This window comes from Kluyvera ascorbata ATCC 33433, from assembly GCF_000735365.1.
Taxonomy (GTDB): domain Bacteria; phylum Pseudomonadota; class Gammaproteobacteria; order Enterobacterales; family Enterobacteriaceae; genus Kluyvera; species Kluyvera ascorbata.
This window is the reverse complement of record NZ_JMPL01000051.1, coordinates 1-22,014: the sequence shown is the minus strand read 5'-3', so window position 1 is coordinate 22,014 and position 22,014 is coordinate 1. Positions and strand designations below refer to the sequence as shown.

At 56.6% G+C, this 22,014-nt stretch carries 22 protein-coding genes; 16 read left to right on the top strand and 6 right to left on the bottom strand.

Going from position 1 to position 22,014, the window contains the following annotated elements:
* Positions 1 to 70 precede the first annotated feature (70 nt).
* The 9 genes from GKAS_RS13340 to GKAS_RS13300 all read left to right on the top strand — a co-directional run bounded on the left by GKAS_RS13340 (position 71) and on the right by GKAS_RS13300 (position 9,741).
* Positions 71 to 580 (top strand): phenolic acid decarboxylase, encoded by a 510-nt coding sequence (locus tag GKAS_RS13340; protein WP_072011401.1) that lies wholly within the window; start codon positions 71 to 73, stop codon positions 578 to 580.
* Positions 581 to 965: 385 nt separating this feature from the next.
* A complete protein-coding gene (gene arnB, locus GKAS_RS13335; protein ID WP_035894829.1) occupies positions 966 to 2,105 on the top strand; it encodes a UDP-4-amino-4-deoxy-L-arabinose aminotransferase in 1,140 nt (379 codons plus the stop codon).
* Position 2,106: 1 nt separating this feature from the next.
* Complete coding sequence (gene arnC / locus GKAS_RS13330; protein ID WP_035894827.1) at positions 2,107 to 3,087, top strand: undecaprenyl-phosphate 4-deoxy-4-formamido-L-arabinose transferase; 981 nt, start codon at positions 2,107 to 2,109, stop codon at positions 3,085 to 3,087.
* Positions 3,087 to 5,072 carry a bifunctional UDP-4-amino-4-deoxy-L-arabinose formyltransferase/UDP-glucuronic acid oxidase ArnA gene (arnA, locus tag GKAS_RS13325; protein WP_035894825.1) on the top strand — a complete coding sequence of 662 codons (1,986 nt, stop codon included), beginning with the start codon at positions 3,087 to 3,089 and terminating at the stop codon, positions 5,070 to 5,072. The genes arnC and arnA overlap by 1 nt, the downstream gene beginning before the upstream one ends.
* Positions 5,069 to 5,971: a 4-deoxy-4-formamido-L-arabinose-phosphoundecaprenol deformylase gene (arnD, locus tag GKAS_RS13320; protein WP_035894824.1), complete on the top strand. Its 903-nt coding sequence runs from the start codon at positions 5,069 to 5,071 to the stop codon at positions 5,969 to 5,971. The genes arnA and arnD overlap by 4 nt, the downstream gene beginning before the upstream one ends.
* Positions 5,968 to 7,623, top strand: coding sequence for a lipid IV(A) 4-amino-4-deoxy-L-arabinosyltransferase (gene arnT, locus GKAS_RS13315; RefSeq protein ID WP_035894823.1), 1,656 nt, complete (start codon positions 5,968 to 5,970; stop codon positions 7,621 to 7,623). The genes arnD and arnT overlap by 4 nt, the downstream gene beginning before the upstream one ends.
* Positions 7,620 to 7,958 carry a 4-amino-4-deoxy-L-arabinose-phosphoundecaprenol flippase subunit ArnE gene (gene arnE, locus GKAS_RS13310; protein WP_035894821.1) on the top strand — a complete coding sequence of 113 codons (339 nt, stop codon included), beginning with the start codon at positions 7,620 to 7,622 and terminating at the stop codon, positions 7,956 to 7,958. Before arnT ends, arnE begins: the two co-directional genes overlap by 4 nt.
* A complete protein-coding gene (arnF, locus tag GKAS_RS13305) occupies positions 7,958 to 8,347 on the top strand; it encodes a 4-amino-4-deoxy-L-arabinose-phosphoundecaprenol flippase subunit ArnF (protein WP_035894820.1) in 390 nt (129 codons plus the stop codon). Before arnE ends, arnF begins: the two co-directional genes overlap by 1 nt.
* Before the next feature lie 203 nt (positions 8,348 to 8,550).
* On the top strand, positions 8,551 to 9,741 hold the full coding sequence (locus tag GKAS_RS13300) for an MFS transporter (protein WP_035894819.1): 1,191 nt from the start codon (positions 8,551 to 8,553) through the stop codon (positions 9,739 to 9,741).
* A 33-nt stretch (positions 9,742 to 9,774) separates the two neighbouring features.
* On the opposite strand, the gene GKAS_RS13295 is transcribed toward GKAS_RS13300, so the two are convergent.
* A complete protein-coding gene (locus tag GKAS_RS13295) occupies positions 9,775 to 10,332 on the bottom strand; it encodes a DcrB family lipoprotein (RefSeq protein WP_035894816.1) in 558 nt (185 codons plus the stop codon).
* Positions 10,333 to 10,405: 73 nt separating this feature from the next.
* Entirely contained in the window at positions 10,406 to 11,071 is a 666-nt protein-coding gene (locus tag GKAS_RS13290; protein WP_035894815.1) for a 7-cyano-7-deazaguanine/7-aminomethyl-7-deazaguanine transporter, read from the bottom strand.
* A gap of 182 nt (positions 11,072 to 11,253) precedes the next feature.
* Here GKAS_RS13290 and tusA point away from each other — a divergent pair, with 182 nt between their 5' ends.
* The gene (gene tusA / locus GKAS_RS13285) at positions 11,254 to 11,499 is read left to right on the top strand and encodes a sulfurtransferase TusA (protein ID WP_035894813.1); all 246 of its coding nucleotides are present in this window, start codon (positions 11,254 to 11,256) and stop codon (positions 11,497 to 11,499) included.
* A gap of 112 nt (positions 11,500 to 11,611) precedes the next feature.
* Here the strand turns inward: tusA and zntA are convergent, their stop codons facing one another.
* Both zntA and GKAS_RS13275 read right to left on the bottom strand, forming a co-directional pair.
* Positions 11,612 to 13,822: a Zn(II)/Cd(II)/Pb(II) translocating P-type ATPase ZntA gene (gene zntA, locus GKAS_RS13280; protein WP_035894811.1), complete on the bottom strand. Its 2,211-nt coding sequence runs from the start codon at positions 13,820 to 13,822 to the stop codon at positions 11,612 to 11,614.
* A gap of 78 nt (positions 13,823 to 13,900) precedes the next feature.
* Positions 13,901 to 14,527: a lysoplasmalogenase gene (locus GKAS_RS13275; RefSeq protein WP_035894810.1), complete on the bottom strand. Its 627-nt coding sequence runs from the start codon at positions 14,525 to 14,527 to the stop codon at positions 13,901 to 13,903.
* Positions 14,528 to 14,667: 140 nt separating this feature from the next.
* On the opposite strand from GKAS_RS13275, the gene GKAS_RS13270 reads away from it, so the two are divergent.
* Positions 14,668 to 15,027 (top strand): DUF2500 domain-containing protein, encoded by a 360-nt coding sequence (locus GKAS_RS13270; protein WP_035894838.1) that lies wholly within the window; start codon positions 14,668 to 14,670, stop codon positions 15,025 to 15,027.
* A 35-nt stretch (positions 15,028 to 15,062) separates the two neighbouring features.
* Here the strand turns inward: GKAS_RS13270 and GKAS_RS13265 are convergent, their stop codons facing one another.
* Together GKAS_RS13265 and rsmD are read right to left on the bottom strand one after the other, a co-directional pair.
* Positions 15,063 to 15,341, bottom strand: a complete 279-nt coding sequence (locus GKAS_RS13265) for a DUF1145 family protein (protein WP_035894809.1) — start codon at positions 15,339 to 15,341, stop codon at positions 15,063 to 15,065.
* Entirely contained in the window at positions 15,331 to 15,927 is a 597-nt protein-coding gene (rsmD, locus tag GKAS_RS13260) for a 16S rRNA (guanine(966)-N(2))-methyltransferase (RefSeq protein WP_035894808.1), read from the bottom strand. The genes GKAS_RS13265 and rsmD overlap by 11 nt, the downstream gene beginning before the upstream one ends.
* Positions 15,928 to 16,105: 178 nt before the next feature.
* On the opposite strand from rsmD, the gene ftsY reads away from it, so the two are divergent.
* From ftsY to GKAS_RS13235, 5 genes are all read left to right on the top strand, one after another.
* Entirely contained in the window at positions 16,106 to 17,620 is a 1,515-nt protein-coding gene (gene ftsY / locus GKAS_RS13255; RefSeq protein ID WP_035894807.1) for a signal recognition particle-docking protein FtsY, read from the top strand.
* Between the two features lie 2 nt (positions 17,621 to 17,622).
* Positions 17,623 to 18,291, top strand: coding sequence for a cell division ATP-binding protein FtsE (ftsE, locus tag GKAS_RS13250; RefSeq protein WP_035894806.1), 669 nt, complete (start codon positions 17,623 to 17,625; stop codon positions 18,289 to 18,291).
* The gene (gene ftsX / locus GKAS_RS13245) at positions 18,284 to 19,342 is read left to right on the top strand and encodes a permease-like cell division protein FtsX (protein ID WP_035894804.1); all 1,059 of its coding nucleotides are present in this window, start codon (positions 18,284 to 18,286) and stop codon (positions 19,340 to 19,342) included. The genes ftsE and ftsX overlap by 8 nt, the downstream gene beginning before the upstream one ends.
* A 257-nt stretch (positions 19,343 to 19,599) precedes the next feature.
* Positions 19,600 to 20,454, top strand: a complete 855-nt coding sequence (gene rpoH, locus GKAS_RS13240) for an RNA polymerase sigma factor RpoH (protein WP_035894802.1) — start codon at positions 19,600 to 19,602, stop codon at positions 20,452 to 20,454.
* Positions 20,455 to 20,727: 273 nt separating this feature from the next.
* Positions 20,728 to 21,993 (top strand): 4-aminobutyrate--2-oxoglutarate transaminase, encoded by a 1,266-nt coding sequence (locus GKAS_RS13235; protein ID WP_035894801.1) that lies wholly within the window; start codon positions 20,728 to 20,730, stop codon positions 21,991 to 21,993.
* The last annotated feature ends 21 nt before the right edge of the window (positions 21,994 to 22,014 follow it).

Sequence of the window (22,014 nt, the reverse complement as noted above, 5' to 3'; positions counted from 1 at the left end):
CATTAAAACATAGCGTTATTCATTTATTTTTTAAAGCAATAAGATCTCTGCATCGACACAAGGAGATTTAATCATGAGCAACTTTGATAAACACGATTTGAGCGGTTTCGTTGGCAAACATCTGGTCTATACCTACGATAACGGCTGGAACTACGAAATTTACGTCAAAAATGAACGCACTCTGGATTACCGTATCCACAGCGGCATCGTGGCGAATCGCTGGGTGAAAGACCAGCAGGCGTACATTGTCCGCATTGGTGAAAACATCTACAAAATTTCCTGGACGGAACCGACCGGTACCGATGTGAGCCTGATTGCAAACCTGGGCGACAAATTGTTCCACGGTACCATCTTCTTCCCACGTTGGGTGATGAACAATCCGGAAAAAACCGTGTGCTTCCAGAATGATCACATTCCGCTGATGAATAGCTATCGTGATGCAGGCCCGGCCTATCCAACAGAAGTTATTGATGAATTTGCAACGATTACCTTTGTTCGCGACTGTGGGGCCAATAACGACAGCGTAATTAACTGCGCGGCGAGCGAATTGCCAAAAGATTTCCCTGCTAATTTACGCTAGGGCTTATCACAGCAATACGCGTTATTTATTACACTAATATTCAACGGATATTAAAATGAGCCATAAATAAAGTACTTGTTTAGAAAACGTTGAATTATGTGAGTCTGAGCCCAGTTTCAATGCAAACTGGGCTTTTTTTTTACAAAAATTCAGTGAGAACAATGACCTTTATAAAGTATTGATTTTGTTTATTAATCATTTATTGCATGAATCCGCATTTCTTTCTTAATCTTATCCTAAGATAACACTGATACTTTTACTGCAATTCAATGTTGTAGGTTTAATTATCACGTCTATCTATTCCTGATTTTAACAACACCGCGATAAGCACCGTTTTATTCTCGAATCAGGCGTACTCATTTGCGTTATAGGGTAAGGAACATTCATGAGTGATTTTCTGCCGTTTTCACGTCCTTCTATGGGCGAGGCGGAGTTCGCAGCGCTGAAAGAGGTGCTGCAATCGGGTTGGATCACCACCGGACCAAAAAACCAGGCGCTGGAAGAGGCGTTTTGCGCCCTGACGGGAAACCGTTTTTCAATTGCCGTGAGTTCCGCGACCGGCGGTATGCACGTTACGTTGATGGCCCTCGGCATTGGTCCTGGCGATGAAGTCATCACCCCTTCGCAAACCTGGGTTTCTACCCTCAATATGATCGTTCTGCTGGGCGCGACCCCGGTGATGATCGACGTCGATCGCGACAATCTGATGATCACCCCAGAAGCGGTTGAAGCGGCAATTACTCCGCGCACCAAAGCGATTATTCCCGTGCATTATGCTGGCGCGCCGGCGGATATCGACGGGCTGCGCGCAGTGGCTGAACGCCACGGCATTCCGCTGATTGAAGACGCGGCGCATGCGGCGGGCACCTACTACAAAGGCCATCATGTTGGCTGGCAGGGAACGGCGATTTTCTCCTTCCACGCCATCAAAAACATGACCAGCGCGGAAGGCGGGCTGATTGTTACCGACGATGAACAGCTGGCAAACCGCATTCGCAGCCTGAAATTCCACGGTCTTGGCGTTGATGCCTACGATCGCCAGACCCACGGCCGGGCGCCGCAGGCGGAAGTAATTAGCCCCGGATTTAAGTACAACCTGGCCGATATCAACGCCGCGCTGGCGCTGGTTCAACTGGGCAAGCTGGGCCAGGCCAATCAGCGTCGTAGCGATATCGCGCAGCGCTACGTGCAGGAACTGGCGGACACGCCTTTCCAGCCGCTGGCCGTACCGAGCTGGCCGCACCTGCACGCCTGGCATCTGTTTATTATTCGCGTAGATGAGCAGCGCTGCGGTATCAGCCGCGATGCGCTGATGGAACAGCTCAAGGCGCAAGGTATCGGCACCGGGCTGCACTTCCGTGCGGCGCATACGCAGAAGTACTACCGCGAGCGCTTCCCGGAACTCTCTTTGCCCAATACCGAATGGAACAGCGCGCGTATCTGTTCGCTCCCTCTTTTCCCGGATATGACCGATGACGACACCACCCGTGTCATTACGGCGCTCCATCAGTTAGCAGGCCGTTGATATGTTTGAGTACCCTTTAGTCAAAAAAGTCTCCGTCGTGATACCGGTCTACAACGAGCAGGATAGCCTGCCGGAGTTGATCCGCCGTACCGACGCAGCCTGTGCGACGCTTAATCGTGACTATGAAATTTTGCTGGTTGATGACGGCAGTAGCGATGACTCTGCACGCATGCTGGTGGAAGCGGCAGAAGCCACGGAAAGCCACATCGTGGCGGTGCTGCTGAACCGTAACTACGGCCAGCACTCGGCGATTATGGCGGGCTTCAGCCACGTTACCGGCGACCTTATCATCACTCTCGATGCTGACCTGCAAAACCCGCCGGAAGAAATTCCGCGCCTGGTTGAAAAGGCAGACGAAGGCTACGACGTGGTCGGCACCGTGCGCCAGAACCGTCAGGACAGCATCTTCCGTAAAACGGCATCGAAGATGATTAACCGTTTGATCCAGCGGACCACCGGTAAAGCGATGGGCGATTATGGCTGCATGCTGCGCGCCTATCGCCGCCATATCATCGACGCGATGCTCAACTGCCACGAACGCAGCACCTTCATCCCGATTCTGGCGAACACTTTTGCTCGCCGCGCCGTGGAGATCCCGGTGATGCACGCCGAGCGTGAGTTCGGTGATTCAAAATACAGCTTTATGCGCCTCATCAACCTGATGTACGACCTGGTGACCTGTTTAACCACCACGCCGCTGCGTCTTCTGAGCGTGGTCGGTAGCGTCATCGCCGTGCTCGGCTTTGCTTTCTCCATTCTGTTAGTGGTGCTGCGCCTGGCGCTGGGCCCGGAATGGGCGGGTGACGGGGTGTTCATGCTATTCGCCATTCTGTTCATGTTTATCGGGGCTCAGTTTATCGGCATGGGCCTGCTCGGGGAGTATATCGGCCGCATCTACAACGACGTGCGCGCCCGTCCTCGTTACTTTATTCAACGTGTTGTTCGCCAGGAAAATCTGGAATCTGAAGAGGAAAATCGTTAATGAAAGCTGTTGTATTTGCCTATCACGACATGGGTTGCACCGGTATTCAGGCACTGCTGGATGCCGGATACGACATTGAGGCGATCTTCACTCATCCGGATAACGCCGGTGAAAACAACTTCTTTGGCTCCGTTGCCCGTCTGGCAGCAGAGCAGGGCATTACCGTTTATGCGCCGGAAGATGTTAATCACCCGCTGTGGGTTGACCGTATTCGTGCGATGGCGCCGGACGTGATTTTCTCCTTCTACTATCGCAACCTGCTGAGCGACGACATCCTCAATCTGGCACCGAAGGGGGCTTTCAACCTGCACGGTTCCCTGCTGCCAAAATACCGTGGCCGTGCGCCGCTGAACTGGGTGCTGGTCAACGGTGAGAAAGAGACCGGCGTTACCCTGCACCGCATGACCAACCGCGCGGATGCGGGCGACATTGTGGCGCAGCAGACCGTCGCTATTGCCGACTCTGACGTGGCGCTGTCGCTGCACCGTAAGCTGTGCGCGGCTTCCCAGACTCTGCTGGGCGATGTGCTGCCGAAAATCCGCAGCGGTCAGACTCAGGAACGTGCGCAAAATGATGCAGAAGCGACCTACGTCGGTCGTCGTACCCCGGAAGACGGTCGTCTGACCTGGGAAAAACCGGCGCAGGAACTGCACAACCTGGTGCGCGCGGTGAGCGATCCGTGGCCGGGCGCGTTTGGCTATGTCGGCACCAATAAATTCATCGTCTGGAAATCCCGTGTGCGCACCGATATGGCAGCCGCGAAGCCGGGTACCGTGCTGTCCGTGGCACCGCTGGTGGTTGCCTGCGGTGAGGGCGCGCTGGAAATCGTCACCGGTCAGAGCGCTAACGGCGTTTACATGCAGGGCACTCAGCTGGCGCCAGCGATGGGCCTGGTGGCCGGTGCGCTGCTCTCCAGCCGTCCGTTTGTGGCGGTGAAACGTCGTACCCGCGTGCTGATTCTGGGCGTGAACGGCTTCATCGGTAACCACCTGACCGAACGCCTGCTTCAGGATGATAACTATGAGATTTACGGCCTGGATATTGGCTCTGACGCCATCAGCCGCTTCCTCGACTGCCCGCGTTTCCACTTTGTAGAAGGCGACATCAGCATCCACTCAGAGTGGATCGAATACCACATTAAGAAATGTGACGTGGTGCTGCCGCTGGTGGCAATTGCGACGCCTATCGAATATACCCGTAACCCGCTGCGCGTATTCGAATTGGACTTCGAAGAGAACCTGAAGATTATTCGTGACTGCGTGAAGTACAACAAGCGCATCATCTTCCCGTCGACTTCCGAAGTGTACGGCATGTGTACCGACGCGAACTTCGACGAAGACACCTCCAACCTGGTGGTGGGGCCAATCAGCAAACAGCGCTGGATCTACTCGGTTTCCAAACAGCTGCTGGACCGCGTGATTTGGGCTTACGGTGACAAAACCGGCCTCAAGTTTACCCTGTTCCGTCCGTTTAACTGGATGGGTCCGCGTCTGGATAACCTGAACGCCGCGCGTATCGGTAGCTCCCGAGCGATCACTCAGCTGATCCTCAACCTGGTAGAAGGTTCGCCGATCAAACTGATCGAAGGCGGCAAACAGAAACGTTGCTTCACCGACATCAGCGACGGTATCGAAGCGCTGTTCCGTATCATCGAAAACAAAGATGGCCGCTGCGATGGGCAGATCATCAACATCGGTAACCCGGACAACGAAGCAAGCATCAAAGAGCTGGCAGAAATGCTGCTCGACTGCTTCGAACGTCACCCGCTGCGCGACCGCTTCCCGCCGTTTGCTGGCTTCCGCGAAGTGGAAAGCAGCGACTACTACGGTAAAGGCTATCAGGACGTAGAGCACCGTAAGCCGAGCATCCGTAACGCCAAACGTTGCCTTGACTGGCAGCCAACGGTAGAAATGCAGCAGACCGTTGAAGAGACGCTGGACTTCTTCCTGCGCACGGTTGAACTGACGGATGAAAAACCATCATGAAAAAAGTAGGTTTGCGCGTTGATGTGGACACCTTTCGCGGTACTCGCGAGGGCGTACCACGGCTGATGGCGGTGCTCAAAAAGCACCGCGTACAGGCCAGTTTTTTCTTCAGCGTCGGGCCGGATAACATGGGGCGCCACTTGTGGCGCCTGGTAAAACCGAAGTTCTTGTGGAAGATGCTGCGCTCGCGCGCGGCATCGCTGTATGGCTGGGATATTCTCCTCGCCGGTACGGCCTGGCCTGGACGACGCATTGGTGCAGCGAACGCGGAAATCATCCGCAGCGTTGCGCAGGTACATGAAGTCGGTCTGCACGCCTGGGATCATCACCGCTGGCAGCAGTGGAGCGGCGTGTGGAAAGAGGAACAGCTGGTCGCGGAAATCGGCCGAGGTCTCAGCGAGCTGGAAGCGATTCTGGGTCGCCCGGTCACCTGTTCTGCGGTAGCCGGCTGGCGTGCGGATCAGCGCGTGGTGAAAGCCAAAGAGTCGTTCGATTTTCTCTACAACAGCGATTGTCGCGGTACGCAGCCGTTTCTTCCGCAGTTGAGTAATGGGGATACCGCTACCGTGCAGATCCCCGTCACGCTGCCAACCTGGGATGAAGCGGTGGGCACCGTGGTCAGCCCTGAAGGCTATAACCGCTGGCTGCTGGAGCAGATCCGCAAAGATACCGGTACGCCGGTGTATACCATTCATGCAGAAGTTGAAGGCGGTGTCTGCGCCGAACAGTTCGATTATCTGCTGACCCTGGCGGCGCAACAGGAGATCCTGTTTTGCCCGCTGAGCCAGCTTCTTCCGGATGACTTCCGTCAGCTCCCGGTTGGGAAGGTGGTACGGGGAGAATTGGCTGGCCGTGAAGGCTGGCTTGGTCGCCAACAACTATTGAGCCCCGATGTATGAAATCCCTTCGCTACGGTATTTCGTTAGTTGCATTGTTCGTTCTTTACTACCTTCTGCCCCTCAACTTCCGGTTGCTGTGGCAGCCGGATGAAACCCGCTATGCGGAGATAAGCCGTGAAATGCTGGCCACCGGTGACTGGATTGTGCCGCATTTCCTCGGCCTGCGTTATTTTGAAAAGCCGATTGCGGGCTACTGGATCAACAGCATTGGTCAGTGGCTTTTTGGGCATAACAACTTTGGCGTGCGCTTTGGTTCGGTGTTCTCTATCACCGTATCTGCGCTGCTGGTGGCCTGGCTTGCCTGGCGTATCTGGCGTGATAAAAAAGTAGCGGTGCTGTCCGGGGTTATCTTCTTAACGGCGTTCCTGGTTTACGGTATTGGTACCTATGCGGTGCTCGATCCGATGATCACCCTGTGGATGACGCTGGCGATGTTCAGCTTCTGGCTGGCGGCATCGGCGAAAACCACCGGTGAACGTTTCTGGGGCTACGTGCTGCTCGGCATTGCCTGCGGAATGGGGGTAATGACCAAAGGGTTCCTGGCGCTGGCCGTGCCGGTGATTGCCGTACTGCCGTGGGTTATCGTACAGAAACGCTGGCGGGAAGTGCTTATCTGGGGCTGGCTGGCGGTACTGGTATGTGTACTGACCGTGTTGCCCTGGGGGCTGGCGATTGCGCAGCGTGAAGGCGACTTCTGGCGCTATTTCTTCTGGGTCGAGCATATTCAGCGCTTTGCGCAGAGCGACGCCCAGCATAAAGCGCCGTTCTGGTACTATCTGCCGTTCCTGATTGCCGGGAGCCTGCCGTGGCTGGCGCTGCTGCCGGGCGCGTTAAAGCTTGGCTGGCGCGGGCGTGAAGGGCAGAGCAGCGCATTCTATCTGCTGGGCTGGATAGTAATGCCGTTCTTGTTCTTCAGTATCGCCAAAGGCAAGCTGCCAACCTATATTCTGCCGTGCTTTGCGCCGCTGGCGATGCTGATGGCGCGCTATGCGGTGGATGCGGCAAAAGTGGGGGCGAAGGCGCTGCGGATTAACGGCATCATCAACATCGCTTTCGGCGTGATTGGCCTGGTGGCAGTGTTTGTTGTGTCGCCGTGGGGGCCGATGAAGCAACCGGTGTGGATGCAGATTGAGCTGTATAAGTGCGTGCTGGCAGCGGTGGCGTTCTTTGTCTGGGCGCTGATGGGCTGGCTGTCAATCAAGTCGGATGCGCAGCGTTGGACGCTGGCGGCACTCTGTCCGTTAGGACTGGCGCTGCTGGTGGGGTTTGCCATTCCGGATCGCGTGACTAACAGCAAGCAGCCGCAGTTCCTGGTGGATATTGTGAGTGAGTCGCTGACCCCGAGCCGCTATGTGCTGAGCAACAGCGTCGGTATTGCTGCTGGGCTTGCCTGGGAGCTGAACCGCAGTGACGTCATCATGTATGGGCAGACGGGTGAGTTGAAATACGGTCTCTCCTATCCGGATGCCAAAGGGCGCTTCATCTCCGACAGCGATTTCCCGCAGTGGCTGGAAGCCCATCGGCAGGAGGGGCCTATCTCCCTGGTGCTGCAGTTGCCGCGCAATGCTAAAGTCGTGGATTTACCGCTGCCAAAACCCGATGAGGTGTATGTGATGGGACGAACCGCATTTATTCAGTATCGTCCGCAATGATAACCTGGGCCTGTCTGCTGCTCGCCAGCTTATTGAGCTGTGCCGGGCAGCTATGCCAGAAACAGGCCACGCGCCCGGCGCCAGCCGGGCAGCGTGGACGCCATCTGCTGACCTGGCTTGGACTCGCGTTGGCGATGCTCGGGCTGGGGATGCTGCTGTGGCTGCTGGTATTACAGCAAATTCCGGTCAGCGTGGCTTATCCGATGCTGAGCCTTAATTTTGTCTGGGTGACGCTGGCGGCACGTACCATCTGGCACGAGCCGGTGAGCCACCGTCATTGGGCGGGCGTGGCGCTGATTATTGTTGGTATTATATTGGTAGGGAGCAGCGCCTGATGGGGCTTATCTGGGCATTAATGAGCGTAGTGCTGGTCAGCGCCGCTCAATTGACGCTGCGCGTGGCAATGACCACGCTGCCCTCGGCGGAGCAACCGCTGGTGTTCCTGCTGCATTTGCTGCATTTCGGCGACGGAACGCTGGCGCTTTTCCTCGGTCTGTTCGGCTACGTGGCGTCGATGGCCTGCTGGTTCTTTGCGCTGAAGCGGCTGCCGCTGGCAAAAGCCTATGCGTTATTGAGCCTGAGCTACATGGTGGTGTGGTGTGCCGCTATCTGGCTACCCGGCTGGCACGAACCCTTCTCCTGGCGTGGTCTGCTGGGCGTCGTGGTCATTATTGCGGGTGTTATCACCATCTTCTGGCCAAACAAATCCTCCCATACCGCGTAGGCCGGATAAGGCAACGCCGCCATCCGGCAACCTGCGCCGTTTTGCCTGATGGCGCTGCGCTTATCAGGCCTACAATCTGTTGCCCGGCCAAGCGAAGCGCCGCCGGGAATAACTCCGAGCCTTCCGGGGCCGGCGTAAACGCCTCGCCCGGGCTACAAAATGTGCAATAATGCCTTTTTCGTTGCATCTATAAGGGATTATCTATGCCTGCGGTCGACGCTGAGGGGCAGCTTAGCGGTCTGCGCCTCAACCTGCGTATTGTCTCTATCGTTATCTTCAACTTCGCAAGTTATCTCACCATTGGCCTGCCGCTGGCGGTACTGCCTGGCTATGTCCACGACGTGATGGGATTCAGCGCCTTCTGGGCGGGGCTGGTGATAAGCCTGCAATACTTCGCCACTCTGCTCAGTCGCCCGCACGCCGGGCGTTATGCCGACCTGCTGGGGCCAAAACGTATCGTGGTGATGGGGCTGTGCGGCTGTTTTCTCAGCGGGTTGAGCTATCTGCTGGCGGCAACGGGCAGCGACTGGCCGCTGGTGAGCCTGGTCCTGTTGTGTCTGGGGCGCGTGATCCTCGGTATCGGGCAGAGTTTTGCCGGGACAGGCTCCACGCTATGGGGCGTTGGCGTGGTGGGTTCGCCGCATATTGGCCGGGTGATCTCATGGAACGGGATTGTCACCTACGGTGCGATGGCGATGGGCGCGCCGCTCGGCGTGGTGTGTTATCGCTATGTGGGTCTACAAGGGCTGGCATTGGCGATTATGGCCGTGGCCGCCGTCGCCATCCTGTGCGCGCTGCCGCGTGCAGAAGTGAAAGCCAAAAAGGGCAAGCCGATGTCCTTTCGCGCGGTGTTGGGGCGCGTCTGGCCTTACGGTATGGCGCTGGCATTGGCCTCCGCTGGCTTTGGGGTTATCGCTACCTTTATCACCTTGTTCTATGACGCGAAAGGCTGGGACGGCGCGGCGTTTGCGCTCACCCTCTTTAGCTGTGCATTCGTAGGCACACGTCTGCTGTTCCCGAACGGTATCAACCGCCTCGGCGGCCTGAACGTGGCGATGATTTGCTTCTCAGTGGAGATTGTTGGCCTGCTGCTGGTGGGCGTGGCGGATATGCCGCTGATGGCAAAAATCGGCACCTTCTTCGCGGGAGCGGGATTCTCACTGGTGTTCCCGGCGCTGGGCGTTGTTGCGGTGAAGGCCGTACCGCAGCAAAACCAAGGGTCGGCGCTGGCCACCTACACCGTGTTTATGGATTTATCGCTGGGTATTACCGGTCCGCTGGCCGGGCTGATGATGGCGTGGATGGGGATTTCGACGATTTATATTGCCGCAGCGGGGCTGGTGGCGGTGGCGCTGCTGCTGGGATGGCAGCTAAAAAAACGGCCCCTGGCGTAAGCACGCAAGAGGCCGTGTCGCGGTCAGCAAAACTTAGTTGATGACCAGCGTATTGATGATTTTCTCAGCGTCAGATTGCGCCTGCTGCTGGTTGTCCGCTGGCAGCGTAACCTGCATAGTCAGCAGCTTGCCATCGATTTTACCCAGTACGACGGAAGAGTACGCGGTCTGCCCTTTCGCGGAGATGATGCTGTCAAGCTGTTGCAGCGTGTGGCCTTTCACCTCGATGGATTTATTGGTCACCACCTGCAGCTGCGGGTCGCGGCTGCGCTGCTGATCTTCAAGACGTTTTGCCATCACCGCTAAATCTTCGGTGGTGTCGTCGCCAACGATGACGATGACCGCTTTCATGCCGGTGGCGTCAGAGTAAACGTGCATGTTATTGCTCTGGGTGCCCAGCTTACCGCTCTGGTCGGTCATCCCGGCCGGCAGCGTAAAGCTCAGCTTACCGTCTAACAGATTGATTGCCTGACCTGCGGCATCGCTTGCGGCAGCCGAACCCTGTGCAGGGGTGCTGGTGTCGCTGTTGTCACAGGCCGCAAGGCCCATCACCAGCAGGCCAATACCAGCATATTTCACCAATTTGCGCATTGACATCTTCCTTTCGATAAATAGCCACTAACGGCTCATCTGCGTATCTTATCACAACCCGTGTAATGAACTCTCAACCTGGCTGCATTGCTGACAAATCAGATTTATCTGCCAGCTTTTTCAATAGCATATTCAGCAGTACGCCGTACATCGGCAGGAAGAAAACAATGCTGATCAGCACTTTAAAGCAGTAGTCCACGAGGGCGATTTCCACCCAGTGCGTGGCCATGAACGGGTCGGTGCTGCGCCAGAAGGCGATAAAGAAGAACGCCAGCGTGTCGCTGATGTTGCCGAACAGCGTAGAGGCCGTTGGTGCGAGCCACCAGTGGCGACTCTGACGCAGGCGGTTGAACACGTGTACGTCAAGGATCTGCCCCAAGGCATAGGCCATAAAGCTGGCGGCGGCGATACGGGCCACGAACAGGTTAAAGTGCGCCAGCGCGCCGAAACCTTGCCATTCGCCCATATAGAACAACGACGAAATGACGTAGGAGATCATCAGCGCCGGGACCATCACCGCGAAAACGATACGGCGAGCCAGCGGTGCGCCAAAGATTCGCACGGTCAGGTCGGTCGCGAGGAAGATAAACGGAAAGCTAAACGCGCCCCAGGTGGTGTGGAAGCCGAAAATAGAGACCGGCAGCTGTACCAGATAGTTACTGGAAGTGATCACCAGCAGGTGAAATAGCGATAGCCAAACCAGCGCATGACGGCGCTGTAAGGATGTAAAGGGAGTCATATTGTACCTTTTTAGTGGTTGGGGTGAGGGAACCCAATAAGTCTGCAAACCCATTGCAGGGGCGGAATGATACTGCTTTCGCGTTTCATTGCAATGGTTGTTTTTCGCGCAATCGTTAACCTGGTTGCGTTGAGGCAAGGTCAGCGTAAACTAAGCGCGTTTTTTCTGACGACGAGATTCTCATGACCGATTTGTTTTCCAGCCCCGACCACACCTTAGACGCGCAAGGGCTGCGCTGCCCGGAACCGGTAATGATGGTGCGTAAAACCGTGCGGACGATGCCAGTGGGGGAAACGCTGCTGGTGATTGCCGACGATCCTGCCACCACGCGCGATATTCCCGGTTTTTGCCGTTTTATGGAGCATGAGCTGATTGCCCAGCAAACCGAGTCTTTGCCGTACCAGTATTTGCTGCGTAAGCGCCATTAATCGGCATCGAGCCAACCCAGGGTCGGCGTAAACGCCTCGCCCGGGCTACAGATCTAGCACCGTAGCCCGGCCAAGCGGAGCGCCGCCGGGGGAGGGCACCGAAGCAACGTAATTACGCACTAAACTTCCCGCGCAGCAGTCGCAGCGCGTTCAACGTCACCAGCACCGTCGCACCCGTATCCGCCAACACCGCCAGCCACAGCCCGGTTATACCGAGCAGCGTGGTGATAAGGAAAATCCCCTTCAGCCCCAGCGCAATAGCGATGTTTTGTCGGACGTTGGCATGAGTGGCGCGCGCCAGGCGAATCATCTGCACCAGCCCGGTCAGACGGTTATGCGTCAGTGCCGCATCGGCGGTTTCCAGCGCCACGTCGGTGCCGCTGCCCATCGCTATACCCATCGCAGCGGCCTTCATTGCCGGGGCGTCGTTGATCCCGTCGCCCACCATCGCCAGCGGCCCTTGGGCGTTCAGCGCCGTCACTTCATTGACCTTATCAGCAGGCAGCAGGTTGGCACGGTAGGCCATCCCTAACTCATCGGCAATGGCGGCGGCAGCGCGCGGGTTATCCCCGGTCAGAATAATGCCCTGAATGCCTAACTCACGCAGGCCGTCGACCGCCTGACGCGCCTCCTGGCGTACCGTATCGCGCAGCGCCACAATTCCCAGTAACGTCTCGCCGCGAGTTACCAGCACCACGGTATTGCCCTGGCTTTCCAGTTGCTGGATCTGGTCCTGATGATCAGGAGCCGGGAACTTGCCTGCCGCGCAGATAACGATGCGCTGCCCGTCTACGTTGGCTTCAATACCAGAACCTACGAGCGTACGCTGCTCAGCGGCTTGAGGAATGGTCAACCCACGCTGCTGCGCTTCGCGCACCACGGCCTGTGCCAACGGGTGGGTGGAACCTTGTTCCACCGCGGCGGCCAGCGCCAGCAGGTTTTCTTCGCTTAGTTTGGCCGTTGGGATGACCGTTGTTACCTGCGGCTTGCCGAGCGTCAGGGTGCCGGTTTTATCAAAGGCCATCTGGGTGATGCGACCCAGTTGCTCCAGCGCCGCACCGCCTTTAATCAGCGCACCGTGGCGTGCGGCGGTGGCAAGACCTGAGGTAATCGCTGCCGGCGTCGAGATAACCAGCGCGCACGGACAGCCAATCAACAGCAGCGTCAGCCCTTTGTAGATCCACTCCTCCCACGAGGCGGCAAACAGCAGCGGCGGCACCAGCGTCACCAGCAGCGCGACGGCCATAATCGCCGGGGTATAGATGCGGCTGAAACGGTCAATAAAGCGCTCGATAGGCGCGCGACGTTCCTCGGCCTCTTCAATCAGGCGCAGAATACGGTCGATGGCGCTATCGCCAGGCTTCGAGATAACGCTCAGCTGCACCAAGCGGTCAGCGCTGGTTGCACCCGCGGGCACGCTCTCGCCCGCGCTGCGTTCCACCGGAATAGATTCGCCGGTTAAGGCGCTCTCATCAAAGCTAGCGAACGGCGTGATGAGCTTCCCGTCGGCAGGCAAACGCCCGCCGGCGGCCACTTCAATCACATCGCCCGGCTGAAGATCCTTCTGGGCGACGGTTTCACGCTGGCCATCACGCACGCGCACGGCGGTGTCTGGCTTCAGCGCCATTAATGCACTCACGCCCTGACGCGCGCGGTTAGCCGCCCAGCCTTCAAGGCGTTCGCCAATTAAGAACAGTAGCAGCACCATCGCGGCTTCCGCCGTCGCGCCGATAAACAACGCGCCGATGGCCGCGACGCTCATCAGCGTTTCAATAGCGAACCAGCTACCGCTTTTCATCAGACGCAGTGCCTGGCGGGCGATAGGGTAGAGCCCGACAAGCGTGGTGGCGATAAACGCCAGGTTGCCCAGCGGATGGTTGAACTGCTCCAGGCCCCAGCTAATCGCCATCATCACGGCGAGCGCGATAAGCGGCAGGTTTTCCCGCCAGCGTGAGGTGCTCTCTTCGGCCTTCGGCTCGCTGTCGCTGCGTAGTGTATAGCCTGCGGCGCTCACGGCTTTCTCCACCTGAGTACGGATGTCGTCATCGGCATCAACCAGCAGCTTTTCGGTAGCAAACAGGACTTTGACCTGCTTTACGCCAGCGACCTGACTCACGGCGGTTTCGACTTTACGGGCGCAGGCGGCGCAGTCCATGCCGTTGACGACCCAGCTATAGCGGGCGTCCAGCGTTGGTTCTGCTACGGGCTCAGCCGTTGCACATTGGCTGTCGCAGCAGCAGTCGTCCTGCGGCTGTGGCGCAGGCGCGAGCTTAAAGGATGAGAATTGGGGGGCTTTATTGTGACGAGTCTCTGGAGTCGACATCGTATCCTCCGATTAATGATCGTTGCTTCATTAAACGCAGCATACACTCTGGAGTCGACTCCAGAGTCAAGCAAGAAATTACAGGTAAAGCGCGCGAACGATAAAGAAATGCCCGGCAAAATAGCAGGCGGCATAGATTGCCGTATCTGCACGGAAGCGGCAGCGATATTTGCTCACCAGCCAGACGATATTGCCTAACAGCAGTAAACCTGCGCCGAAGAAGCCCGAAAGCGCCGTATCCGTCGGGCGCAGGAACCAGAGTTCACCGGCAACCCAGACCATCACCAGCGTCATGCCAATAAAGGCCAGCACCGGTAAACGCATCTCTTCGAGGCGCGTCCAGATAACGGCCAGCCAGAGTGCACCGATAACCAGCAGAATGACCGGCAGCGGCCAGAAGAAGGTGAAGGTCAGTTGTCCGGCAAACCAAATGGTGTACAACAAATGCGACAGGAAAAACGCGCCCACGGCGTACAGCATGCGCTGACGCGGTAATAGCGTTAACGCATCGCCAATCAATGACGCACATAGACCCGCGAGTACGAGGTAGCTGATGGCGTTAAACATTGGCGCCTGCCAGGCGAGAAACAGCAATAAGATTAGGGTGATAGGTTTGAATGCCCAGCGCTGCCAGGCGGGCCCACGGTAGGCGGCATCCACGTAGAGCCAGCCTGAGAAGAATACTGCGATAAACGACCAAAGCATAATAAGTCCCTGTATCTGTTATCTTAATGGGTACTGTACCGCCAGTCTTGAATGTCCAGTGTAGTAGCCGTAGCCGCCAGATGACAATGGCATACTGCGTTGTTTACTATGATTTGCGTAAATTCTTAAGAGAACCTGAAATGAGCAAAATGCCGCTTTTCTTCATCGTCGTTGTCGCCATTATCGTCGTGGCCGCGTCGTTCCGCTTTGTTCAGCAACGCCGGGAGAAAATGGACAACGACGCCGCACCGCTGATGCAAAAGCGGGTGGTGGTGAGTAACAAGCGCGAGAAGGTGCTGAACGACCGCCGTTCACGTCAGCAGGCGGTGACGCCAGCCGGTAGCGAAATGCGCTATGACGTGAGCTTTAAGCCGGAGCAGGGCGGGCTGGAGGTGAGTTTCCGCGTAGAAGCGGAGCAGTATCATCAGCTGACGGTGGGCGATAGGGGGACGCTGAGCTACAAAGGTTCGCGCTTTGTCGATTTTAAGGCTGAGCCGTAAAACATGGCCTGGCGGTGAGCCAGGCCGGGAAACAATTACTTCTTCTTCAAGCTCGCGCCGATTTTTTTCTGCCACACCAGCAGTTCAAACACACCGAAGAGGAAGATGCGTACCTTCTCGCCGCGGCTCATTTGCGGGCCGTCTTTTGGCATCGTCGACTGCAGCAGCGCCATCTGCATGCCGTGCATCAGCACCATAAAAATCAGCGCAACGTTAACGAAAATGTTCAGCGGGCGCGGGAACGGGTGAACCAGGTTCAGCACCAGAAACGCCCATACGCACAGCATCAGCGCGCGCCCAAGATTAATCAGCATCACTTTCTCCCTGCACTTCACGATGATAGAGACGGTAGGCCACCTGACCGGCGATTTTTTCCCGATGCAGGTCCCAACTGACCGGCACCGGCGGCAGACCGTTTTCGACTTCGCTTTCTACATAGATGAGTGCGTTATCGGCCAGCCAACCGTTGGCTTCCAGTAAGTTTAACGTCTCTTCCAGTAATCCCTTCCGGAATGGCGGATCGACAAAAATAATATCATGCGGCGTGCCTGGTTGAGCGAGGAATGCGAGGGTGTTCGTATTCACCACTTTGCCCTGTGCGGCGTTTAGCGTCGCGAGATTTTTTTGTAGCTGCTGCGCAACGGAACGCTCCATCTCCAGTAGCGTTGTGCTGGCGGCATAGCGGGAGAGTGCTTCCAGCCCTAACGCGCCGCTTCCGGCGAAGCAGTCCAGGCAACGGGCATCCACCATTGAGGGGGCCAGCCAGTTGAAAAGGGTCTCACGCACGCGATCGGTAGTGGGTCTGAGGCCCGGACTATCAGGAACGGGAAGTTTACGGCCGCGCCACTGACCGCCAATAATGCGGATCTGGCCCATGCCGCCGGAAGTTGGTTTTTTCATTTGCTTGCTCTGGTCGCTCTTTCGGCCTGCTATTCTAGCTTTCTGCCCTGCCGGGTGAAAGCGGTGAAGCCAGGGAAGTTAAGTGGTAGACTAACCGACTAATTTCATCATTATTTTAGCCTTCGCGTCGATTATGGCGAAGTGGCGCCATCAAAAACAGCGGGGAGTGTGGTTGCAAATGGCAAAAGAAAAAAAACGTGGCTTTTTTTCCTGGCTGGGCTTTGGGCAGAAAGAACAGGATCAGGTTGTTGAATCAGAAGAAAAAATCGAAGAGCAGCCGGTAGCTGAAACGCCGACTGCTGAGCCTGAAACGGTTGCTGAAGAGACGCCGCGCGTCGAAGAAGCGCGAGCACCTGTTGAAGACGTTGCTGAACCACACACCATCGCGGAAAGCGAAGCGTTTGCCGAAGAAGTGGTTGAAGTCACTGAACAGGTTGCTGAACGCGAAATCGCACAGACCGAAGCGGTTGAAGAAATTCAGCCAGAAGTCGTCGAGGTCGTTGAGCCGGTTGCCGAAGTACAGCCAGAAGTGGTTGAAGCCGTTGAACCGGTTGCTGAAGTGCAGCCAGAAACGGTTGAAGTCGTTGAACCGGTTGCCGAAGTACAGCCAGAAATGGTTGAAGAGATTGAACCTGAGGCCGTAGACGAATTAACCGACGAAGAGCTGGAAGCGCAGGCGCTGGCCGCTGAGTCGGAAAACGAAGCGGTGGAAGAAGAGGCGGCCGTTGAAGAATCTACGGACGACGTGCAGCAGGAGCAGGAAAAACCGACCAAAGAAGGTTTCTTCGCGCGCCTCAAACGCAGCCTATTAAAAACCAAAGAAAACCTCGGTTCCGGATTTATCAGTCTGTTCCGCGGCAAGAAAATCGACGACGATCTGTTTGAAGAGCTGGAAGAGCAGTTGTTGATTGCCGACGTTGGCGTGGAAACCACCCGTAAAATCATCAATAACCTGACCGAAACCGCCAGCCGTAAACAGCTGCGCGACGCTGAAGCGCTGTACGGTCTGTTAAAAGATGAAATGGGTGAAATCCTCGCAAAAGTGGATGAACCGCTTAATATTGAAGACAAAACGCCATTCGTTATTTTGATGGTCGGCGTAAACGGCGTGGGTAAAACCACCACCATCGGCAAGCTGGCGCGTCAGTTCGAGCAGCAGGGCAAGACGGTGATGCTGGCGGCGGGCGATACCTTCCGTGCGGCGGCGGTAGAGCAGCTACAGGTTTGGGGCCAGCGCAACAATATTCCGGTTATCGCGCAGCACACCGGCGCGGATTCCGCATCGGTCATTTTTGATGCCATCCAGGCGGCGAAAGCGCGTAACGTTGACGTACTGATTGCCGATACCGCAGGGCGTTTGCAGAACAAATCGCACCTGATGGAAGAGCTGAAGAAAATTGTTCGCGTGATGAAGAAACTCGACGTGGATGCGCCGCACGAAGTGATGCTGACTATCGACGCCAGCACCGGGCAGAACGCCATCAGCCAGGCCAAACTGTTCCATGAGGCCGTTGGCCTGACCGGCATCACGTTGACTAAACTCGACGGTACTGCCAAGGGTGGGGTGATATTCTCCGTGGCGGACCAGTTCGGCATTCCGATTCGCTATATCGGCGTCGGTGAACGTATTGAGGACTTACGTCCGTTTAAAGCGGGCGATTTTATTGAGGCACTTTTTGCCCGAGAGGATTAATCATGATTCGCTTTGAACACGTCAGCAAAGCCTATCTCGGCGGGAGACAAGCGCTGCAGGGCGTCACATTCCACATGCAGCCGGGCGAGATGGCATTCCTGACCGGTCACTCCGGCGCGGGTAAAAGTACCCTGCTGAAGCTTATCTGTGGGATTGAACGGCCGAGCGCCGGGAAAATTTACTTCGGCGGGCATGACATCAGCCGCCTGAAGAACCGGGAGGTGCCGTTCTTACGTCGCCAGATCGGCATGATTTTCCAGGATCACCATCTGCTGATGGACAGAACCGTGTTTGATAACGTGGCGATCCCGCTGATCATCGCAGGCGCTAGCGCAGACGATATTCGTCGTCGCGTTTCGGCGGCGCTGGACAAAGTCGGGCTGCTGGATAAAGCGAGAAACTTCCCGATTCAGCTCTCCGGCGGTGAACAGCAGCGCGTGGGTATTGCCCGTGCGGTGGTGAACAAGCCTGCGGTACTGCTGGCGGATGAACCGACGGGTAACCTGGATAACGCGCTGTCGGAAGGCATTTTGCGACTGTTCGAAGAGTTTAACCGCGTTGGGGTAACGGTGCTGATGGCGACGCACGACATCGGGCTTATCTCCAGCCGTTCTTACCGCATGCTCACGCTGAGCGACGGTCACTTGCATGGAGGCCTGACAAGTGAATAAGCGCGACGCAATCAACCAGATTCGCCAGTTCGGCGGTCGGCTCGACCGCTTGCGTAAATCGGTCACCCCGGCGGGTGACGGCGGGCGCAATGCGCCGAAGCGCGGTAAACCGGCGCCGAAACCGAACTCGCGTAAAACCAACGTGTTCAACGAGCAGGTACGCTATGCCTGGCAGGGCGCGCTGCAGGATCTGAAAAGCAAACCACTGGCAACGTTCCTGACGGTGATGGTTATCGCCATCTCCCTGACGCTGCCAAGCGTCTGCTACATGGTCTACAAGAACGTGAATACGGCGGCTTCGCAGTACTATCCGTCCCCGCAGATCACTGTCTATCTGGAAAAAACGCTGGATGACGATGCGGCGGCGAAAGTGGTGGGTCAGCTACAGGCTGAGCAGGGCGTGGATAAGGTGAACTACCTTTCCCGTGACGAAGCGCTGGGCGAATTCCGCAACTGGTCAGGCTTTGGCGGTGCGCTGGATATGTTGGAAGAGAACCCGCTGCCTGCGGTGGCGGTGGTGATCCCGAAAATTGATTTCCAGACCACGGATGCGCTGAACACGCTACGTGACCGCGTGGCGCAGATTCAGGGCGTCAACGAAGTGCGCATGGACGATAGCTGGTTCGCGCGTCTGGCTTCCATTACCGGGCTGGTGGGCCGCGTGTCGGCGATGATCGGCGTGCTGATGGTGGCGGCGGTGTTCCTCGTCATCGGTAACAGCGTGCGTCTGAGCATCTTTGCGCGTCGCGATACTATCAACGTGCAGAAGCTGATTGGTGCGACCGATGGGTTTATCCTGCGTCCGTTCCTCTACGGCGGTGCGCTGCTCGGTTTCTCCGGCGCGTTCCTGTCGCTGATTCTGTCGGAAATTCTGGTGATGCGACTGTCGTCGGCGGTCACCGAAGTGGCCCGCGTATTCGGAACCCAGTTTGAGCTGAGCGGCCTGTCGTTTGACGAATGCCTGCTGTTGCTGCTGGTGAGCTCGATGATCGGTTGGGTGGCAGCCTGGCTTGCCACGGTACAACATTTACGCCACTTTACTCCCGATTAAAAAAGTTCTGTTATACTCTTCCCCTGCGACGACTTCCGTCCGCAGGGGATGCCGTTTTAAACCCCATCTTTCTGCCCTCGCGGCTATCGCGTGTCACATTTTGTGCGTAATTTATTCACACTGTTGCATTGAACTTGTGGATAAACTCACTGTCTGATAAAAGAGCGGATGTTATTCTCGTTGCTCATAGAGCCTGGCATGTTTGTTGCCTCCGGCCACAAACCACCGCCAGTATGAAGTGAATTGAGAGGAATTGAATGACCAAAGATATGCAAACTTTAGCTTTAGCCCCTGTTGGTAACCTGGATTCCTATATCCGGGCTGCAAACGCATGGCCGATGTTGACGGCTGATGAAGAAAAGGCGCTTGCTGAACGGCTGCATTACCAGGGCGATCTGGAAGCAGCTAAAACGCTGATCCTGTCTCACCTGCGCTTTGTTGTTCATATTGCTCGTAATTACTCGGGCTATGGCCTGCCGCAGGCGGACTTGATTCAGGAAGGCAACATTGGCCTGATGAAAGCCGTACGTCGTTTTAACCCAGAAGTGGGTGTTCGTCTGGTCTCCTTTGCGGTGCATTGGATCAAAGCGGAAATTCACGAATACGTGCTGCGTAACTGGCGTATCGTTAAAGTCGCGACCACCAAAGCGCAGCGTAAGCTGTTCTTTAACCTGCGTAAAACTAAGCAGCGTCTGGGCTGGTTCAATCAGGACGAAGTGGAAATGGTAGCGCGCGAGCTGGGCGTTTCCAGCAAAGACGTTCGCGAGATGGAATCCCGTATGGCGGCGCAGGACATGGCGTTTGATATGTCCTCAGACGATGACTCTGAAAGCCACTCAGTTGCTCCTGTGCTCTATCTGCAGGATAAATCGTCCAACTTTGCCGACGGTATTGAAGACGACAACTGGGAAGAGCAGGCGGCGAATAAGCTGACTGACGCGATGCAGGGCCTGGATGAACGTAGCCAGGACATCATTCGCGCCCGCTGGCTGGACGAAGACAACAAGTCCACGCTGCAGGAACTGGCCGACCGCTACGGCGTATCCGCCGAACGCGTACGTCAGCTTGAAAAGAACGCGATGAAAAAACTGCGCGCGGCTATCGAAGCCTGATTTTTGGCATCGTCCCCAATGAACCCTCGAATGTGAATTCGGGGGTTTTTGTTTTGTAGGCCGGATAAGGCGTAGCCGCCATCCGGCAACCTGTGTCTGTCTGCCCGATGGCGCTACGCTTATCGGGCCTACCGGCTCGTCCTCCAGATAATCCCACCGTCATCACGCTTTCCTCTGCTTATTTCTCATTTGTCGCTGGCGTTAATGCAGCCGATGGCAAAAACTCAATAAGCGCTACGCATTTTTCCGTCTTTCAACGGCAGGGGGTTTACCGTGAGTAACGAGTCACTGAATCATCGGCGTTTACAGGCCACGCCGCGCGGCGTGGGCGTGATGTGCGGTTTCTACGCAGAACGCGCCGAGAACGCTACGCTGTGGGATATTGAAGGTAACGAGTACATCGATTTCGCCGCGGGCATCGCGGTGCTGAATACCGGGCATCGTCACCCACAGGTGATTGCCGCCGTTGAGAGCCAGATTAAGGCCTTCACCCATACCGCCTACCAGATTGTTCCCTATGAAAGCTATGTATCATTAGCAGAACGTATTAATAGCGTGGCGCCAATTACTGGAAATGCCAAAACGGCGTTTTTCAGCACCGGGGCAGAAGCGGTCGAAAATGCGGTGAAGATAGCCCGCGCTTATACCAAACGTCCGGGGCTGATTACCTTCGGCGGCGGTTTCCACGGTCGTACCTTTATGACAATGGCGCTGACCGGCAAAGTCGCGCCGTACAAAATTGGCTTCGGCCCGTTTCCTGGTTCGGTCTATCACGGCCTTTACCCGAACGCGGCGCACGGCGTCACGACCGATATGGCGCTCAAAAGCCTGAATCATATTTTCAAAGCGGATATAGCACCGGATCAGGTGGCGGCGATTATCCTCGAGCCGGTGCAGGGCGAGGGTGGTTTCAACGTCGCGCCGCCTGATTTTATGCAGGGGCTGCGCGCGCTGTGTGATACCCACGGTATTTTGCTGATTGCCGATGAAGTGCAGACCGGTTTTGCCCGTACCGGCAAGCTGTTTGCGATGGAACATTACAGCGTGAAGCCAGATCTTATCACCATGGCGAAGAGCCTGGCGGGTGGCTTCCCGCTCTCTGGCGTTGTCGGACGCGCTGAGGTCATGGATGCGCCGGCACCTGGTGGCCTGGGTGGAACTTATGCGGGTAACCCGCTGGCGATTGCGGCTGCACATGCGGTGCTGGATGTGATTGAGGAAGAGGCGCTCTGCACTCGCGCCAATCATCTGGGCCAGCATCTGATTGAGGTGCTGAACAAAGCGCGTGAGAGCTGCCCGGCAATTGCTGATGTGCGCGGCGTGGGGTCGATGGTCGCGGTGGAGTTTGTCGATCCACAGACGCGTGAACCCTCGCCGGAGTTTACCAAATTAGTCCAGGAGCGCGCGCTGGCCGAAGGCGTACTGCTGCTGAGCTGCGGCGTGTATGGCAACGTGATTCGCTTCTTGTATCCGCTCACAATCCCAGAGAAGCAGTTCCAGCAGGCGCTGGAGGTGATTCGTCGGGCGATAACTGAATAGACCTGAACGCTTCCCGGCGGC

Excerpts from the sequence above, each read along its gene's own strand:
- arnB (WP_035894829.1), top strand. The coding sequence starts at position 966 with ATGAGTGATTTTCTGCCGTTTTCACGTCCTTCTATGGGCGAGGCGGAG.
- arnC (WP_035894827.1), top strand. The coding sequence starts at position 2,107 with ATGTTTGAGTACCCTTTAGTCAAAAAAGTCTCCGTCGTGATACCGGTC.
- arnA (WP_035894825.1), top strand. The coding sequence starts at position 3,087 with ATGAAAGCTGTTGTATTTGCCTATCACGACATGGGTTGCACCGGTATT.
- arnD (WP_035894824.1), top strand. The coding sequence starts at position 5,069 with ATGAAAAAAGTAGGTTTGCGCGTTGATGTGGACACCTTTCGCGGTACT.
- arnT (WP_035894823.1), top strand. The coding sequence starts at position 5,968 with ATGAAATCCCTTCGCTACGGTATTTCGTTAGTTGCATTGTTCGTTCTT.
- arnE (WP_035894821.1), top strand. The coding sequence starts at position 7,620 with ATGATAACCTGGGCCTGTCTGCTGCTCGCCAGCTTATTGAGCTGTGCC.
- arnF (WP_035894820.1), top strand. The coding sequence starts at position 7,958 with ATGGGGCTTATCTGGGCATTAATGAGCGTAGTGCTGGTCAGCGCCGCT.
- GKAS_RS13300 (WP_035894819.1), top strand. The coding sequence starts at position 8,551 with ATGCCTGCGGTCGACGCTGAGGGGCAGCTTAGCGGTCTGCGCCTCAAC.
- GKAS_RS13295 (WP_035894816.1), bottom strand. The coding sequence starts at position 10,332 with ATGCGCAAATTGGTGAAATATGCTGGTATTGGCCTGCTGGTGATGGGC.
- GKAS_RS13290 (WP_035894815.1), bottom strand. The coding sequence starts at position 11,071 with ATGACTCCCTTTACATCCTTACAGCGCCGTCATGCGCTGGTTTGGCTA.
- tusA (WP_035894813.1), top strand. The coding sequence starts at position 11,254 with ATGACCGATTTGTTTTCCAGCCCCGACCACACCTTAGACGCGCAAGGG.
- zntA (WP_035894811.1), bottom strand. The coding sequence starts at position 13,822 with ATGTCGACTCCAGAGACTCGTCACAATAAAGCCCCCCAATTCTCATCC.
- GKAS_RS13275 (WP_035894810.1), bottom strand. The coding sequence starts at position 14,527 with ATGCTTTGGTCGTTTATCGCAGTATTCTTCTCAGGCTGGCTCTACGTG.
- GKAS_RS13270 (WP_035894838.1), top strand. The coding sequence starts at position 14,668 with ATGAGCAAAATGCCGCTTTTCTTCATCGTCGTTGTCGCCATTATCGTC.
- GKAS_RS13265 (WP_035894809.1), bottom strand. The coding sequence starts at position 15,341 with ATGCTGATTAATCTTGGGCGCGCGCTGATGCTGTGCGTATGGGCGTTT.
- rsmD (WP_035894808.1), bottom strand. The coding sequence starts at position 15,927 with ATGAAAAAACCAACTTCCGGCGGCATGGGCCAGATCCGCATTATTGGC.
- ftsY (WP_035894807.1), top strand. The coding sequence starts at position 16,106 with ATGGCAAAAGAAAAAAAACGTGGCTTTTTTTCCTGGCTGGGCTTTGGG.
- ftsE (WP_035894806.1), top strand. The coding sequence starts at position 17,623 with ATGATTCGCTTTGAACACGTCAGCAAAGCCTATCTCGGCGGGAGACAA.
- rpoH (WP_035894802.1), top strand. The coding sequence starts at position 19,600 with ATGACCAAAGATATGCAAACTTTAGCTTTAGCCCCTGTTGGTAACCTG.